The 16,965-nt window shown below is 43.3% G+C and carries 15 protein-coding genes; 10 read left to right on the forward strand and 5 right to left on the reverse strand.

Annotated features, from left to right (window positions below; genetic code table 11):
• The first annotated feature begins 30 nt into the window (after window positions 1-30).
• From FET73_RS08080 to FET73_RS08120, 9 genes are all read left to right on the forward strand, one after another.
• Complete coding sequence (locus FET73_RS08080; protein ID WP_154223450.1) at window positions 31-3,792, forward strand: nitrate reductase subunit alpha; 3,762 nt, start codon at window positions 31-33, stop codon at window positions 3,790-3,792.
• Window positions 3,789-5,378 carry a nitrate reductase subunit beta gene (gene narH / locus FET73_RS08085; RefSeq protein WP_154223451.1) on the forward strand — a complete coding sequence of 530 codons (1,590 nt, stop codon included), beginning with the start codon at window positions 3,789-3,791 and terminating at the stop codon, window positions 5,376-5,378. Before FET73_RS08080 ends, narH begins: the two co-directional genes overlap by 4 nt.
• Before the next feature lies 1 nt (window position 5,379).
• Window positions 5,380-6,096, forward strand: coding sequence for a nitrate reductase molybdenum cofactor assembly chaperone (gene narJ / locus FET73_RS08090; protein WP_154223452.1), 717 nt, complete (start codon window positions 5,380-5,382; stop codon window positions 6,094-6,096).
• Window positions 6,093-6,764 (forward strand): respiratory nitrate reductase subunit gamma, encoded by a 672-nt coding sequence (gene narI / locus FET73_RS08095; protein ID WP_154223453.1) that lies wholly within the window; start codon window positions 6,093-6,095, stop codon window positions 6,762-6,764. The genes narJ and narI overlap by 4 nt, the downstream gene beginning before the upstream one ends.
• 95 nt (window positions 6,765-6,859) lie before the next feature.
• Window positions 6,860-7,414, forward strand: a complete 555-nt coding sequence (moaB, locus tag FET73_RS08100; protein ID WP_484502570.1) for a molybdenum cofactor biosynthesis protein B — start codon at window positions 6,860-6,862, stop codon at window positions 7,412-7,414.
• A gap of 26 nt (window positions 7,415-7,440) precedes the next feature.
• Window positions 7,441-8,451 (forward strand): GTP 3',8-cyclase MoaA, encoded by a 1,011-nt coding sequence (gene moaA / locus FET73_RS08105; RefSeq protein ID WP_154223455.1) that lies wholly within the window; start codon window positions 7,441-7,443, stop codon window positions 8,449-8,451.
• Between the two features lies 1 nt (window position 8,452).
• Window positions 8,453-8,950: a cyclic pyranopterin monophosphate synthase MoaC gene (gene moaC, locus FET73_RS08110; protein WP_154223456.1), complete on the forward strand. Its 498-nt coding sequence runs from the start codon at window positions 8,453-8,455 to the stop codon at window positions 8,948-8,950.
• A gap of 9 nt (window positions 8,951-8,959) precedes the next feature.
• Complete coding sequence (locus FET73_RS08115; RefSeq protein ID WP_154223457.1) at window positions 8,960-9,226, forward strand: MoaD/ThiS family protein; 267 nt, start codon at window positions 8,960-8,962, stop codon at window positions 9,224-9,226.
• 1 nt (window position 9,227) lies between these two features.
• A complete protein-coding gene (locus FET73_RS08120) occupies window positions 9,228-9,641 on the forward strand; it encodes a molybdenum cofactor biosynthesis protein MoaE (protein ID WP_154223458.1) in 414 nt (137 codons plus the stop codon).
• Between the two features lie 21 nt (window positions 9,642-9,662).
• On the opposite strand, the gene FET73_RS08125 is transcribed toward FET73_RS08120, so the two are convergent.
• A complete protein-coding gene (locus FET73_RS08125; RefSeq protein WP_154223459.1) occupies window positions 9,663-10,751 on the reverse strand; it encodes a GGDEF domain-containing protein in 1,089 nt (362 codons plus the stop codon).
• 137 nt (window positions 10,752-10,888) lie between these two features.
• Between FET73_RS08125 and FET73_RS08130 the strand changes: the two genes are divergently transcribed.
• The gene (locus FET73_RS08130; RefSeq protein WP_154223460.1) at window positions 10,889-12,115 is read left to right on the forward strand and encodes a phosphopentomutase; all 1,227 of its coding nucleotides are present in this window, start codon (window positions 10,889-10,891) and stop codon (window positions 12,113-12,115) included.
• Window positions 12,116-12,156: 41 nt separating this feature from the next.
• Here the strand turns inward: FET73_RS08130 and FET73_RS08135 are convergent, their stop codons facing one another.
• From FET73_RS08135 to FET73_RS08150, 4 genes are all read right to left on the reverse strand, one after another.
• A complete protein-coding gene (locus tag FET73_RS08135; RefSeq protein ID WP_154223461.1) occupies window positions 12,157-13,518 on the reverse strand; it encodes a PDZ domain-containing protein in 1,362 nt (453 codons plus the stop codon).
• Window positions 13,515-14,813: a DUF885 family protein gene (locus FET73_RS08140; protein ID WP_154223462.1), complete on the reverse strand. Its 1,299-nt coding sequence runs from the start codon at window positions 14,811-14,813 to the stop codon at window positions 13,515-13,517. The genes FET73_RS08135 and FET73_RS08140 overlap by 4 nt, the downstream gene beginning before the upstream one ends.
• The gene (locus FET73_RS08145) at window positions 14,810-15,517 is read right to left on the reverse strand and encodes a trypsin-like peptidase domain-containing protein (protein ID WP_154223463.1); all 708 of its coding nucleotides are present in this window, start codon (window positions 15,515-15,517) and stop codon (window positions 14,810-14,812) included. The genes FET73_RS08140 and FET73_RS08145 overlap by 4 nt, the downstream gene beginning before the upstream one ends.
• An 89-nt stretch (window positions 15,518-15,606) precedes the next feature.
• Window positions 15,607-16,809 (reverse strand): helix-turn-helix domain-containing protein, encoded by a 1,203-nt coding sequence (locus FET73_RS08150; protein ID WP_154223464.1) that lies wholly within the window; start codon window positions 16,807-16,809, stop codon window positions 15,607-15,609.
• Between the last annotated feature and the right edge of the window lie 156 nt (window positions 16,810-16,965).

Below are 16,965 nucleotides of genomic sequence, written 5' to 3' on the forward strand. Positions count from 1 at the left end.
TAATAAAAAACACAACTACCGAGGTTTCCTATGAGTCAATTTTTAGACCGGTTAACTTATTTAACCAAACAAAAGCCAGAGACATTCTCAAAAGGTCATGGCATCACCACCGATGAAAATCGTGATTGGGAGCGTGCATACCGCAACCGTTGGGCACATGACAAAATCGTGCGCTCAACACACGGCGTAAACTGTACCGGTTCATGTAGCTGGAAAATTTATGTTAAACGCGGCTTGGTGACATGGGAAACCCAACAAACGGACTACCCGCGAACCCGCGAAGATTTGCCCAATCATGAACCCCGTGGTTGTGCACGTGGTGCTTCTTACTCATGGTATTTATACAGTGCCACGCGCTTGAAATACCCGATGGTGCGTGGTCGCCTGATTCGTTTGTGGCGCAAAGCCAAAGCTAAATACAACGACCCAGTTGAAGCTTGGGCATCAATTCAAGCGAATGAAGTCGATAAAAAGTCATACAAAGAAATTCGTGGCCTCGGCGGTTTTGTACGTGCTGATTGGGATGAAGTCAATGAAATCATTGCCGCATCGAATGTCCACACGATTAAAGAACACGGCCCAGACCGAATCATTGGATTCTCACCCATTCCTGCCATGAGCATGATTTCATATGCAGCCGGTAGTCGTTACCTGTCATTGATTGGCGGCGTTTGTATGAGCTTCTATGATTGGTACTGCGATTTACCACCAGCATCTCCTCAAACCTGGGGTGAGCAAACTGACGTGCCCGAAAGTGCTGACTGGTATAATTCATCTTATATCATTGCCTGGGGTTCAAATGTACCTCAAACACGTACACCTGATGCGCATTTCTTCACAGAAGCGCGTTACAAAGGCACCAAAACAGTTGCGGTGACTCCAGATTACTCAGAAGTGGCTAAATTATGTGACCAATGGATGCCAGCACGTCAAGGTACTGATGCGGCATTGGCGATGGCCATGGGCCACGTGATCCTGTCAGAATTCCACCGTGACAACACCAGTAATTACTTCGATGATTACACACGAACTTACACCGACATGCCGTTCTTGATTCGCCTAGACGAACATGAATCTGGTTATGCTGCCGGTCGAACTTTACGTGCCAGTGACGTCAAAGCATTGAGTGCACAAGACAAAGCCGAATGGAAACCTGTTTTGATTGATGAAAAAAGCAATCAAATTACAGTCCCCAATGGCACTGTAGGCTCTCGTTGGAGTGAAAACAAAGGCAAGTGGAACTTAGAAACCAAAAATGTAGACAATGGCACTGAAATTTGGCCGTTGAAATCATTGGTCAAAGACCATGATGACGTGGTTGAAGTGTCCTTCCCATATTTCGCCAACGAAGCACATGAACAACCAATTTTCAAACACACTGAGCATGAAGATATTCTGAAACGCAAAGTGCCAGTTCGTAAAGTCACCACGGGTGACGGCAAAGAAATTCTGGTTGCTACCGTATTCGATTTGATGATGGCCAATTATGGTGTCGATCAAGGTTTGAATGACAACAACTGTGCCAAGTCTTTCAGTGATGACATACCTTATACACCGGCTTGGCAAGAAAAAATAACAGGCGTGGACAAAGAAACCGTGATTCGCATTGCCCGTGAGTTTGGTGACAACGCAGACAAAACACGTGGCCGCTCGATGGTTATTTTGGGCGCAGCGATTAACCATTGGTACAACATGGACATGAACTACCGCGGCATCATTAACATGTTGATGATGTGTGGTTGTATCGGTAAATCAGGTGGCGGTTGGTCACATTATGTGGGTCAAGAAAAACTCAGACCACAAACTGGCTGGCAGCCGCTGGCCTTTGGCTTGGATTGGCACCGCCCACCCCGTCACATGAACTCAACGTCATTTTTCTATAGCCACTCTAACCAATGGCGTTATGAAAAATTACAAGTCGATGACATTTTGTCGCCTTTGGCTGACAAAAAAGATTGGAGCAACTATTCACTGATTGATTGTAACGTGCGTTCAGAACGCATGGGTTGGTTGCCATCGGCACCACAATTAAAACGTAATCCATTGGCCTTAACCAAAGAAGCCAGTAAAGCAGGCTTATCAAGTTCAGATTATGTGGTTAAACAATTGACTTCGGGTGACCTGAGCTTCTCTTGTGAAGATCCAGATCATGAAGATAATTTCCCAAGGAACATGTTCATTTGGCGTTCAAACATCTTAGGTTCTTCTGGTAAGGGTCATGAGTACATGTTGAAACATTTACTTGGCACCCAAAATGCCGTGATGAGCCAAGACGTCAAAGAGATGGGCCACGAAATCCCATCAGAAGTAAAATGGCATGACAAAGCACCAGAAGGTAAGTTGGACTTGGTTGTGACATTAGACTTCCGCATGTCAACCACCTGTTTGTACTCTGACATCGTTTTACCGACGGCCACTTGGTACGAGAAAAACGATTTGAACACATCAGACATGCATCCTTTCATTCACCCACTTTCTCGCGCGGTTGATCCCGCTTGGGAATCACGCAGTGACTGGGATATTTTCAAAGGTTTTGCTAAAAAATTCTCTGAAGTGTGTGACGGCCATTTGGGCACAGAAAAAGATTTGGTTGCCCTACCTATTTTGCACGACACACCCGCTGAGATTGCTCAAGCTTTGGATGTTAAAGAGTGGAAAAAAGGCGAATGTGAAGCCATTCCAGGCCAAACCATGCCTAACTTTATTGAAGTGGAACGCGACTACCCTAATACATACAAAAAATTCACTTCAGTGGGTCCTTTGTTGGAAAAACTGGGTAACGGTGGTAAAGGCATTTCATGGGATACCAAAAACGAAGTTGAGTTCTTAGGTAAATTGAATCAAAAAGTAACTGATGAAGGTGTCTCTCAAGGTCAGCCAAGAATTGAATCTGACATTGATGCCACCGAAGTGGTGTTGTCTTTGGCACCTGAAACCAATGGTCAAGTGGCAGTCAAAGCATGGGATGCCTTAGGTAAATTCACTGGTCGAGATCACACACATTTGGCCAAACCTAAAGAAGAGGAAAAAATCCGCTTCCGTGACATTCAAGCGCAGCCAAGAAAAATCATATCCTCACCTACATGGTCAGGTTTGGAAGATGAACACGTTTCATACAACGCCTGCTATACCAATGTACATGAGCTGATTCCTTGGCGCACATTAACAGGTCGCCAACATTTCTATCAAGACCACAAGTGGATGCGTGATTTCGGTGAAGGCTTCTGTGTTTACAAGCCACCCATCAACACCAAAACAGTGGCACCAATTCAAAAAGTCAAAAGTAACGGCAGTAAAGAAGTGGTATTGAACTGGATTACCCCGCATCAAAAATGGGGCATTCACTCAACCTATTCTGAAAACTTATTGATGCTGACATTGAACCGTGGTGGCCCAGTGGTTTGGGTTAGTGAAATTGATGCTCAGAAGATTGGTGTCAGAGACAATGACTGGATTGAGCTGTACAATGTCAATGGTGCGATTGCAGCCCGTGCTGTGGTATCACAACGTGTACCTGAAGGCATGAGTATGATGTACCACGCACAAGAGAAAACCATCAATACGCCGTTGGCTGAAAGTACGGGTGCTCGTGGTGGTATCCATAACTCGGTGACCAGAACTGTGGTCAAACCAACCCACATGATTGGTGGCTATGCCCAATTGTCTTACGGTTTCAACTACTACGGCACCGTCGGTTCAAACCGCGATGAATTTGTTGTGGTTCGCAAGATGGAGAAAATCCAATGGGAAAAAGAAGAAGCCAAGTTGGCAGCCGCTGGAGGTGAACAATGAAAATCAGAGCACAAATAGGTAAAGTCCTGAACTTAGACAAATGTATCGGTTGTCACACATGTTCTGTGACCTGTAAAAACGTTTGGACATCGCGTGAAGGCGTTGAATACGCTTGGTTTAACAACGTAGAAACCAAACCTGGCATCGGTTACCCAGATGACTGGGAAAACCAAGCCAAATGGAATGGTGGTTGGGAACGCCTCAAAAACGGCAAAATCAGACCCAAAATGGGAGGCAAATTAAAACTGTTAAGTAAAATTTTTGCCAACCCTGATTTGCCTGAAATTGACGACTATTATGAGCCGTTCTCTTTTGATTATGCCAACTTACAAAATTCACCAGAGGTAAGTACACCACCTACGGCACGCATGCATTCTGCCATCACTGGCGAGAAGATGGAAAAAGCCAACAAAGGTCCAAACTGGGAAGAAATTCTCGGTGGTGAATTTGAAAAACGAAGCAAGGATTACAATTTCACCAACATTGAGAAAGAAATCTACGGCCAGTTCGAAGAAACTTTCATGATGTACTTGCCACGTTTGTGTGAGCATTGCTTGAATCCATCTTGTGTGGCCACCTGCCCTTCTGGCGCGATTTATAAACGTGAAGAAGACGGCATCGTATTGATTGACCAAGACAAATGTCGCGGTTGGCGCATGTGTGTCTCGGGCTGTCCTTACAAAAAAATCTACTTCAACTGGGAATCTGGAAAATCTGAAAAATGTACTTTCTGTTACCCACGAATTGAAGCCGGTGAACCGACCGTTTGTTCTGAAACCTGTGTCGGTCGCATCCGTTACTTGGGTGTAATGCTTTATGATGCTGACCGCATCGGTGAAGCCGCCAGTGTTGAGAACGAAGAAGATTTGTATCAAGCACAGTTAGACATTTTCTTGGATCCAAACGACCCTGAAATTCAAAAGCAAGCGATCAAAGACGGTGTACCACCATCTTGGATTGAAGCGGCTAAGAAATCACCTGTATACAAAATGGCGATGGAATGGAAAATTGCTTTCCCATTACATCCAGAATACCGCACTTTGCCAATGGTTTGGTATGTGCCACCTTTGTCACCCATCAAAACAGCCATGCAACAAGGCTTGATTGATTCAGACGATGGTGTGTTCCCTGAATTAGATCAATTGCGTATTCCAGTTAAATATTTGGCCAACTTGCTGACTGCAGGTAAGGTTGAACCGATTGAAGTGGGCTTAAAACGCATCATCTTATTGCGTGAATTCATGCGCCGCAAAACGGTACTGGGCATCACTGACCATGACTTATTAGCAGAACACGGTGTTGATGAAAAAATGATGGACGAAATGTACCGCTCTATCGCTTTGGCCAATTATGAAGACCGCTTTGTGATCCCAACCAACCACCGTGAGTATTCGGGTGAAACGCCATTTGACAATGAAATGGCCTTTGAAAGCCGTTCATCATGTGGGTTCAGTTTTGGTAACGGTTGTTCTGGCGGTAGTGGCGATAAGTTGAAGCTGAACATTTTTGACTCATCTAAACAAAAGAACACCATGAGCGGTAAGGTTCGTGGCCAAGGTACCAACAACCTGCCCAAAGGAGAATGAGATGAAGACTTATAAAGTATTGAGTTTATTATTGAGCTACCCGCGTCAAGATTGGGTTGACCACGTGTCAGAATTCAAAACCGTTTTAGCAGAAGAAAAGTTACTCTCAAAAGCCAAATTAAAAGGCTTGAATGAACTGATTGATCGCATCGATTCGAGTGATTTGATTGATTTACAAGAACAGTATGTGGCCACGTTTGATCGTGGCCCTGCGCACTCTTTGCATTTGTTTGAACACATCCACGGCGAATCAAGAGACCGTGGACAAGCTATGGTCGACTTGATGGAAATGTACAGTGCCAACGGATTTGGCATGAGCACATCAGAACTGCCTGATTTCTTACCTGTATTTCTGGAGTTTTTGTCTTCAGGTACAGCCAAAGAAGCCAGTGCTGTGTTAGGTGAAGCAAACAAAGTATTGATGCTAATCAAAGAACGTTTGGCCAAAAAGAAACTGGATTATAAACACGTCTTCGCTGCTTTGAATGAAATGGCAGACGGTAAAGTGTCACCAAAATCAATGCGCAAAGAAATCAAACAAATGGTGGCCCAAGAGAAAGATGAGGTCACTTTTGAAGACATTGACAACCAATGGGTAGAACCCGAAGCATTTGGTAAAAACCCTTTCAAATCAAGAAATTACTTGAATCAAAAGATTAAAGTGAACATCAATGAGTCGAAAGGGCCAGCCATGCCACCTACAGGAGGATTACAATGAATCAATTTTTATTCGGCATTTATCCGTATATTGCCATGACGGTGTTTTTGTTGGGCAGTATTTTTCGCTATGATCGTGATCAGTACACGTGGAAAGCCTCATCAAGCCAAATGCTATCAACCAAAGGCATGCGCTTGGGCAGCAACTTATTCCACGTCGGCATTATTTTGTTGTTCTTTGGTCATTTGGTCGGCTTGTTAACACCACAAAGTGTTTACCACCTGTTCATGACAGCAGAAACCAAACAGGTTATGGCAATGACAGCTGGTGGCATCTTTGGCACTTTGTGCTTCATCGGCATGGTGATTTTAATTCACCGTAGATTGACCAATCCAAGGGTCAGAGCGACAACAAAATTCTCTGACATCTTTATTTTGTTGCTGTTGTTTGTGCAATTGATTTTGGGCTTGCTAACCATCCCAGCTTCGGCACAACATCCAGATGGCAGCTCTATGATTGCTTTGGCTAATTGGGCGCAACACATCGTCACATTCCGCTCAGGTGCTGCAGACTTTATCATTCATGAAGCGTTGATATTTAAATTGCACATCTTTTTGGGTTTGACCATGTTCTTGGTATTTCCTTTCACTCGATTGGTTCACGTATGGAGTGCACCCGCGAAATATTTATTCCGCAAAGGTTATCAAGTGGTCAGGAAAAGAGGTTAAAATCTCAAAATAACGGCATGTTGTTGTGGCATGTAAAAATACAGTCACAGCAACATGCCTATTTCAACTAAATTTGACACGAATAAAACATGAGTATGCACCAACCCAAACCCTTTGAAGCGTTGAATATCGCCGTTTTGACTGTCAGCGACACACGCAATGAAGACACAGACACCTCTGGTCTGTCATTAAAAGAAAACGCCACTGAGGCGGGACACCACGTGGTTGACAAAAAAATCATCAAAGATGACTTGTTTCATATCAGGGCTGTGGTTTCAGATTGGATTCACCGTTCGGATGTGCAGGTGGTACTGATTACCGGCGGCACTGGATTCACACAAAGGGATTCCACCCCCGATGCAGTGATGCCATTGATCATGACTGATGTGCCTGGCTTTGGTGAATTGTTTCGCCAAGTGTCATATACTGAAATCGGTACATCAACTGTTCAGTCACGCGCCTTTGCTGGCATTGCCAATGGTACATTGATTGCTTGTATGCCCGGTTCAACCAATGCCTGTCGTACAGCATGGAACAGCATATTAAAAGAACAGCTGGATGCCAGTCACAGACCATGTAATTTTGTTGAACACTTGCGCCCTGCCGACAATGATGCCAGCGTCAGCTCAACTTGTGGCACACGTAACTGAACACCAAACCATGTAAAATCTAAAATATGAATCACGAACCCTTAACAGATCAGCTTGACAGGCCTTGTAAAGATTTAAGAATTTCAGTCACCAACCGGTGTCAGTTTCGTTGCCGCTATTGCTTACCCGCAGAACATGTAGATGTCATGCGCGCGCAAAGTGCACCTGAGAACAACCTCAGCTTCGAAGAAATCACAGCATCTGTTGCCGCTTTTGCAGCCATTGGTGTGACTAAAGTGCGTTTAACCGGCGGTGAGCCCCTGTTGCGCAAAAATCTGAAGCATTTAATCCGCGACATTAAAGCCATAGACGGCATAGAAGACATTGCGCTGACCACCAATGGTGCCTTGCTTCCACCTGTATTGGATGATTTAATAGCCGCAGGTTTAGATCGCATCACCATCAGCTTAGATGCCATTGATGATGATTTATTTAAAGAGATCACCGGCACCAAACACACCGCCAAAGAAATCCTTGATGTGATTGAGCTGTGCAACCAAAGCAGCATCAAACAAGTCAAAATCAATACAGTTGTTCAAAAAGGTGTGAATGAACACCAAGTTTTACCGATACTTGATCACTTTCGTAACAGTCGTGTTGTCGTTCGTTTTATAGAATTCATGGACGTAGGTAACATCAACAAATGGCAAGAAGCCAAAGTACTGCCCTCTGCTGAGGTGTTGAAAATCATAGAAAAGCACGCTGACTTTGAAAGCAAAACACCCACCAGCAAAGGTGAAGTGGCTAAGCGTTATGGGTTCAGTGATGGCTCAGGTGAATTTGGCATGATTTCATCCATCAGCCAACCTTTTTGCAGTGACTGTAACCGCGCTCGACTGTCATCCGACGGTCAAGTGTTTACCTGCTTATTCACCGCTCAAGGGCACGACCTGAAACCCTTATTGAATCAGCCCAAAGAATTGAATGATTTTGTCAAAGACATTTGGCAACAGCGTGATGACCAGTATTCTGCCCAACGCCATAATGAAACCAAAACGCAGTTACCAAAAATTGAAATGTTTGTGATGGGTGGTTGAGATGACAACAGAAAATAACCCAAAGGGTAAAACATTGACCCACATAGATAAAAATAACCAACCCACCATGGTTGATGTCAGTGAAAAAGTGATCACACTCAGGCGCGCCGAAGCCATCACGCACATTGAATTACCACCTGAAGTACAAGCTGTATTGGAAGGCGGAGAAATCAACAGTAAAAAAGGCCCCGTTTTTCAAACAGCCATCATTGCTGGCGTCATGGCGGCAAAGAAAACACACGAGCTAATCCCCTTTTGTCACCCAATCAATATAGAATCTTGCAAAATAAACATCAAAGCCATCAGCCAAAGCCAATTAGAAATCCGTTGTGTTGCACAATTACACGCCAAGACCGGTGTAGAAATGGAAGCCTTAACAGGCGCCTCTGTGGCGGCCTTGACCGTCTATGACATGTGTAAAGCCCTGAGCCACGACATCGTTATTTCTCAGACACGATTGGTACAAAAATCAGGTGGCAAGTCCGACATCAAAAAGTAAGAAATCACAATGTCAGACATTGAGGAAACTAAAACAATGAATAACATCACCTTAGAATTTTACGGCCGCCTTCGTGCGCAATTTTCAGCACAAGCACCTGCCTATCAAACAGAACACACAACTATTGCTGACGTCTATCAGCAACTTTGCAAAGTCCACAAAGTGCCCCAAGCCAATGACATCAAACCCATCATCAACGATGAATTTGCCAACTGGCAAGATGAAATTAAGACCGGTGATGTGGTTGGCTTTTTACCACCCGCGTCAGGAGGTTGATATGTTCACGCTTAAAGACACTGCGATTGACCCTGATGCTTTAAAAGCCCAAACAGAAAACCCCAAAAGTGGTGGATACGTCTGCTTTGAAGGCTGGGTTCGCAACCACAACAATGGTGAGCATGTAGAACAATTGCACTACTCCTCACATGAAAAACTGGCACTACAAGTCGGCAACCAAATCATAGAACAAGCCAAACAAAAATTCGACATCAATGAAGCCGTGTGCTGTCATCGCGTCGGCGAATTGGCCATAGGCGATATGGCAGTATGGGTAGGCGTCTCAGCCAACCACAGAAAAGCCGCATTTGAAGCTTGTGAATACATTTTAGAAGAAGTTAAAAAAGAAGTGCCCATTTGGAAAAATGAACATTACACATCAGGTGAAACAGGCTGGGTTGAAAATAATTTTTAATAAGCCAAGCGTGAATAAAAGTCACCTTGAATACATCACCACATGATGTTCTTGGTTCTTTTTGGCTTGGTACATGGCAAAATCAGCACAACGACGCAGTTCACTGAATTTACTCGAATGATAGGGCGCTATAGAAACACCAATACTGACCGATACCGGAATGTGGTCTTCTTCATAGAAAAAACCAGCAGCAATTTTTTGTGCCAAACGGTTTGATAATTCAAGCGCATCATCATGGTGCTTGATTTTGTCACAAATCACTACCATTTCATCACCACCTATTCGACAAGCTTCATCACCTTTTCTGATGATAGATTTAATGGCCCCAGCAATAAACTGTAAGCAACAATCCCCCGCTTCATGACCATAATGATCATTGATAATCTTAAAGTTATCAACGTCTAAAAACATAACTGCTACATGACTGTGTTTCACCCTTTGCGCAATTAATTTTTCAATTTTTTTCTCTGCAAAGGTCATCAAAGACAGGCCTGTCAGCTGATCAAAAGAAGCCAAATGCTCCATTTTTTTATGTTGCTGTTCCAAGTTTCTAACAACAATCCCAAGCGCTTTCTTATATTCCAATAATGACATACCTATAAAGAAAACCACCACAATTGAGGTGAAAATAAATATCATCCAATGACCAGGATCCATACTGATGGCTTGTTGAGAAAAAGTTTGGACCACATGACCTTGAGCATACCCCCAAGCCAAACAAGACAACGCCAAAATGTTAAATATAAAAAAGCTCCAAAATGCCCGCCGGTCAAAAAACATGCCGATTATTAAAGCCGTCATGGGAATGATACTGAACCCAGCAGCCATCAATCCATATTTAAAAATACCTAAATAAGCAATGCCGCCACTGACTAGAGTAATGAGCGAAGTTTTAATGTATAACGGTAATTTTTTCCTAAATAAAGCCACCATCCAAACTGATAACATCAAAACAGATTGCGATACCTCTACCCAGTCCATAGAAGAAATTTCAGCCCGTTGAAGCTGCATAAATAAGGCAACAACACTCAGCGATATCCACAACCAAATGAACCGATTGATGATTTTATCTAAAATTTTGGCTTCTGTCTTAAGTAAAGTATTTGGCATGGCAATTCATATGGCGCAATGATAAGTGTTTTAAGCTTTACATTTATCTCACTGAAATTTCAGGATATATAAACATGTGTTGGGAGAAAAAATAGTTGTGTGTTAAATTACATTTTTAACTCAATAATCATCAATTTATGACACGCGCAGTTATTTTGGTACTCGACTCACTGGGAGTGGGTGCCAGTGCAGATGCTGACCAATACGGAGACAGCAAAGCTTGCACGCTTGGTCACATTGCACAGGCCTGCCAAGCTGGAGTGGCTGACACTGAAGTCAGAACTGGCCCCTTGTCCATCCCCAACTTACTTGCTCTCGGCTTAGGAGAAGCATTAAAAAACAGTTGGCCACAGTCCGACACTGGATTACAAGATGTCCAACAGCCTAAGGCAGCTTACGGCTATGCCCTGGAGCACAGCTTTGATAAAGACACACCCAGCGGTCATTGGGAAATGACCGGCGTGCCTGTGCCCTTTAAATGGGCCACTTTCCCAAAGACCACACCCTGTTTTCCACAAAATTTGATTAATGAACTCGTTGAGCGCTGTGAGCTTCCTGGTGTATTGGGACAATGCCATGCCTCTGGCACCACCATCATCCAAGACTTGGGTGAAGAAAGCATCAAAACTGGAAAACCTATTGTCTATACATCTGCCGACTCTGTGTTCCAAATTGCTGCTCACGAAACGCACTTTGGCTTAGACAAATTATTGTCAGTCTGTCAAATTGCCAAAGAGCTCACAGCGCCCATGAACATCACTCGTGTGATTGCCCGACCCTTTGATGGTGACCACGCCCGCAATTTCCAACGCACACACAACCGCAAAGACCTGACCACCGCACCCATTGAAAACACACTGTTAGATGCGATGAAAGCAGCCAACCATCAGGTGGTTTCTGTTGGGAAAATCAATGACATCTTTGCTGGTCGTGGCATCACAAAAAGCATCAAAGCCGGTGGTAATATGGCGTTGTTTGATGCCATGCTAGACGAAATCAAAACAGCCCAAGACAACACGCTGATATTCGTCAACTTTGTCGATTTCGACAGCTTGTATGGTCATCGACGTGATGTGGCAGGTTATGCCCAAGCACTTGAGGACTTTGATACACGTTTACCAGAACTGTTCAAACTCATGACTGATGAAGACGTGGCACTCATAACAGCAGACCATGGCTGCGACCCCACACAACCGGGATCTGACCACACCAGAGAACACGTGCCCGTTGTCTTTTTTGGCCCCAATATCAAGGCGCAAAACATAGGTCAACGAGACGGTTTTATGGATATGGGCCAAACCCTAGCCCACCACTTTAAAATCAAACCATTAAAACATGGTCAATGCATCCCTTTATATGAGTAATCATCAGTAATCACTGTTGGCATATGGTTCTGCTTAAATAATCATTTTTTAAGTACAGCAGCCATCCAATCAATCAAAACTTGTGCAACATCAGAATTGTAATGTTGACCTGGGTTTCCTGGGGAGTATGACCCAGCACTCATGTCAGCTTGTAATGCTTGCATGTCATCATACCGCATCAACCCATGGTCGGTATTTTTGATGACTTTTGCAGTCGCCGTTACTTTGTTGCCTTCATTCACAACTGCAACCAAATCATGTGCCCAGTTTTCGCTTATGGCTTGGATGTCGAATTCACCATGAATCGCCAATACCGGTTGTCGGCTATTTTTCCAAGCAGTTTTCAAGTCATAACGGTTCAAATCCCTGAAAAAACTGAAGTGCCTTTGTAAAATTTGTTCACCTTGTACCGGTAACAAGCCAGAATCCCATCCGGCTTTGTATGATGGATTATTCTGTAATTGTGACCAGCTTTGGTTTGAATTCAACCAAGCGGACAGTAAAGGTTGAATGTTTTTTACATTGGCCTCAGCTGTGGCTTTTGGTGTACCCATCATCACAGATTGCTCACCAAAAATGTCCAACATATACTCATACCATGGTTTGATAACAGCCCCATAAACAGCGACACCTGCCAATTGGTATTTTTCTGCCAAAAACGGTGCATAAACCCCACCCAAAGAATGGCCAAAAATAAACACCTGCTCAGCGTTGACAAAATCATAGGATTTCAATGCTTTAATACCTGACTCAAACCCCGCCATTTCGGTACTAAAATCTACTTCTTCACATCGCTTTTTGCCTTGGCTGTCACCTACACCTAGTTTTTCCATTTTATAAACCACCATGCCACTGAGTACCACTGCATCTAATAACTGTTGCATGGTCAGATTGGGCACCATGGCATGGTCTATTGACTGACATGTATATCCTTGAATGTAAAACATGGCTGGCCTTTTGTCGCCTGATTTCATGTTTTTAGGCTGGTAAACAATAGAACGAAGGCTGTCACCTTGGTGCTCAACGACATCGTATAAGACATCGTATTCAGCATGAGATTCTCGTGCCTTACCTTGCATGGCTCCTTTTAATGTCATGGCTTTATCTTGACGTACAATCGCCACTTCTATGTTTTCACTAACCCCAATTTCTTTGACCAATGCGATGATTTGTTCAAAACTACTGATGGGCTTTTGGTTTATCGATTGAATCACATCTCCTATTTGTAAACCAACCGCATCTGCTGTGGCTTGAGGAAGAACGCGCTGCACAACCACGTTTCCAGTTGTATCAGCTTGCGCCACCAAGCCTAAAAATGATTGTGGTTTTAATTTTTCTGTAGCACAGACAGGTGAAGTCAATAATATCGCTGTCAATATAAATATATGGGTTATCTTTGTCATTGAATAGTCTCCGATTGGGTGTATATTGTTTGATAATCATTTAAAGCAAGAACTGACATGCCACTGAGCTTCAACAGTTGATGATGAAACTGGCGGATGTCAAAAGCATGACCCTGTTGTTTTTTGAGTTTGGTTTTTAATTGTTCAATTTTATGTTTGCCAAAAACATAGGTATTGACTTGCATGGGCCAACGTTTCATTCGGTTAATTTCTCGCAACATCACATCAACGCCTTCTGGAAAGTGCTGTTGCCAAAACTTTTTCGAATATGCCACGGACCATCCTTTACTGTGTATACCCACATCAATCATGGTACGCATGGCACGCAATGCTTCCCACTTAAGCACAAACTGATGTTGTAAAGGGTCATTCAAAACCCCCAGGTCTTTTCCTAAAGTTTCTACATATGCAGCCCAACCTTCTACCATCGCCATGCGGCCATTGGCTAGCCAGTCTGGGTTCAGTTTCAACTCGGCACAGTCTATAGTGTTGTTACTCATCATGCTTTGATAATGGTGGCCTGGCATGCCTTCATGTAAATAGAGCCAAGGGATTTGAGCCAAATCATACCTTTCATCTTGTGGGTGGTAATACATGGTTTGGTTGCTGGGATCATAATAGCCAGGAGCGGGAAAGTCTTTGCCTTGAATAGAACGTGCCACCTTCAATTGTTTAAAACCTGAACTATTAAGAAACAGGGCTTCAAAGTTTTTCTCTACCGCGCGCTCAATTTGCTGAAAGGTCTTTTGAATCCCTCGGTCATCATTTGCAGCCAGTGTTTGTTGTTTAGGTTGCGTTTGATTGTTTGCGGATTGCCTATATTTGTCAATCGCAGTTTTGAATGAAGCTTCACCAACTGAATACAACTCATCAGGCGATATATCCTGCCCCAACCAAACCAAAGTGAGCCATTGATACCATTTGTCTGCGTTCTTCATTTCATGCAATCGGCCACTGAAAGCCTCATCACTTTTATGCCATTGCTGTTGTAAACCGTGAAATAGCTTTTGTGCTTGCACGCCCTGCTCTAATATTTTGACCGCCTGTTTATGGCACGAATTTTGTGGCTCAAATTGTTTCATGAGTTTTTCAAGTTGAGCTATTTCTTGCGCTTGATCTGGCACATTGGCATGCTTCATTCTGTGTATAAAATCAGCCCACGCCAATGGTGCCTGGGTTATTTCTATTCGATTCGCAGTGGCGGAAATTTCATTCCACTCAACACCACTGTTTGAATCAGCGACCAATGACATCATCAAAAGCAAAAAGAAAAAAGGTGTTTTAAAAGCTTTCATCGGTTCAAAAAATCCAAAACTGGCTGGGTAGAAAATGGAGCAAAAAATAAGCCACCTCCTTTTTCGTCAGGAATCGTATTTGAAACTATCCCAACAACATACCCTTCACCATTCAAAACCGCTGCGCCACTCAACCCACGCAATGAACTGGGATTGATGCCATCAAGCTTTATCAAAAGATTATTGCCCTCTGAACGAACAAATCGACCAGTAAAACGATCTTGTTGACAGCTTGCTTGCGTTGCATAAGTACACCCAAAAACAGTGACATCAGCGCCTGCCTTCAAATCTTGATCAGACAGTTTTAATATTTTTAATTTTGAGTCATTCTTTGTTACCTCAAACAACAGCCAATCATCTTGTAATACCTTCATATCCAGTGCTTCTTGAGTGTTTGCATTTAACATTTTTCCCAGCTCCACTGTGCCGCCGCTTTCATTAAAAGGCTTTAAAAACCAACTCGATACGACTTCATCAACATCAATTGAACTCAATCCTTCACCCATAACTGCCAGCAGCACATGTTTGGCGCTAACAGCATAGGTTTTTCCATGGTGTTCTATTAAAAAACCGCTGCCAACAAAGTCTTTGCTGTTACCCGACTTTGAAAAGGTGATGGCATTGGCCGCTGAATAGCGAAACTCGCCTGTTAAACCCTCAGATGCCATTAACAAAAGTAATAATATGTGGAATGCTTTGTTCATGTTTAATTATTGTTGCTAAAAACACCACAGCATAGTCATACAAGATATATAAGAGATAAATCCGACCCAATTTATCCTTTTCTCCTCACTTAACTGGCCATTTTTAATGTTTTACGGTACACAGAAGGAGAACAACCCTCCACTTCTTTAAAAGCTTTGTTAAAAGTCACTCGGTTGTTAAACCCACTTTCTGATGCAATGCGTTCCAAGGTGAATTGTGATTTAGCATCTTCAATCAACATTCTGGCATGATTCACTCGGTGTTGGTTAATCAGCTGGAAAAAAGTGCTGTCCATGGTTTGGTTGATGACCTGAGAAACCAAATGTTTGCGAATTCCCAACTGCTCTGAAAATGTTGTTAAATTCAAGTTTGAATCTAAATACAACTGCTGAGAATTCAAAACCCTCTTGATTTCCTCTGCCATCACATAAGCGGTGTCTTCATCTAAAATCGAATGGTTGTATTTATCGCTTGAGCCAGTTTCAACTAACGGCTTTTGCAGACTGGCAGACGTGACTTCTGCTGAGGCAATCCCTTCCAAAACCAAGTGTGGCTTTTGTAAGCCCCAATAACCCATCATTAAAACGATCGCTGACATCAGCAACAACCAATAATCACTGACCACTGCCAATGTGCCCAAGCCAAAAAACTGTTGGCTCAAAAACAGCACAAGCCAAAATACCTCCAACACCATCAGCATCAAGCACAATTTCTTTTGCCACCGCAAACAATAAATCGCATCATCTGCACGGGTGTCCATTACTTCAACAGCAGCGGTGTTCAACTGACGCCAAGCCACACCAAGGTAAGTGGCCAAATGCAGCTTAATAGACAATAATAAAAACACCCACTGCAAAGGCAAAGGTGCTGAACTGTTGGCACCTTTATAAGAAGCAATCCGAGTCACTTTTTGCGCCGCAGGTAATATCAGGTCAGGTAATTGAAACGCAAACAATACCAAAAAAGGTAACAGCTGCAAGACCCACTTACCTTTTGACCACACCGCCAAGCCCGCCATGCGCCTGACATAAGCCAAGAACAACGGACCAATAAGCAGCGCCACTCCAGAAAGCCAGTCTATTAAATGTGGCACATAACGAAACAAACCAGACTGAATCAAACCCGCTTCCAACAACTTATAAGCCATAACAGATAACAATACCGCCAAAATGATACCTGGTGGCTTGCTTAAGCCTTGTTGTTCCCACGCACTTTTGAACAAAATCACCGCCATCAAAGCCGCATGACTGAACGCCATAAAATAAATCACACTGAGAGGAGAAAACGCCATCCGATATTTAACTTTTTAAAAAAACCATTATTCAACACGACTGAGACTAAATCATGTGTCATTAGTCAGTTCAGAGTTATGCAAAGGTCACAAAACCTTAAAAAAAACAAAAATAATGATAAATGGGAACGCTTTTATCAACCCAATAAAGACCAT

The sequence above is a fragment of the Marinicella rhabdoformis genome (genome assembly GCF_009671245.1).
GTDB classification, from domain to species: Bacteria; Pseudomonadota; Gammaproteobacteria; order Xanthomonadales; family Marinicellaceae; genus Marinicella; species Marinicella rhabdoformis.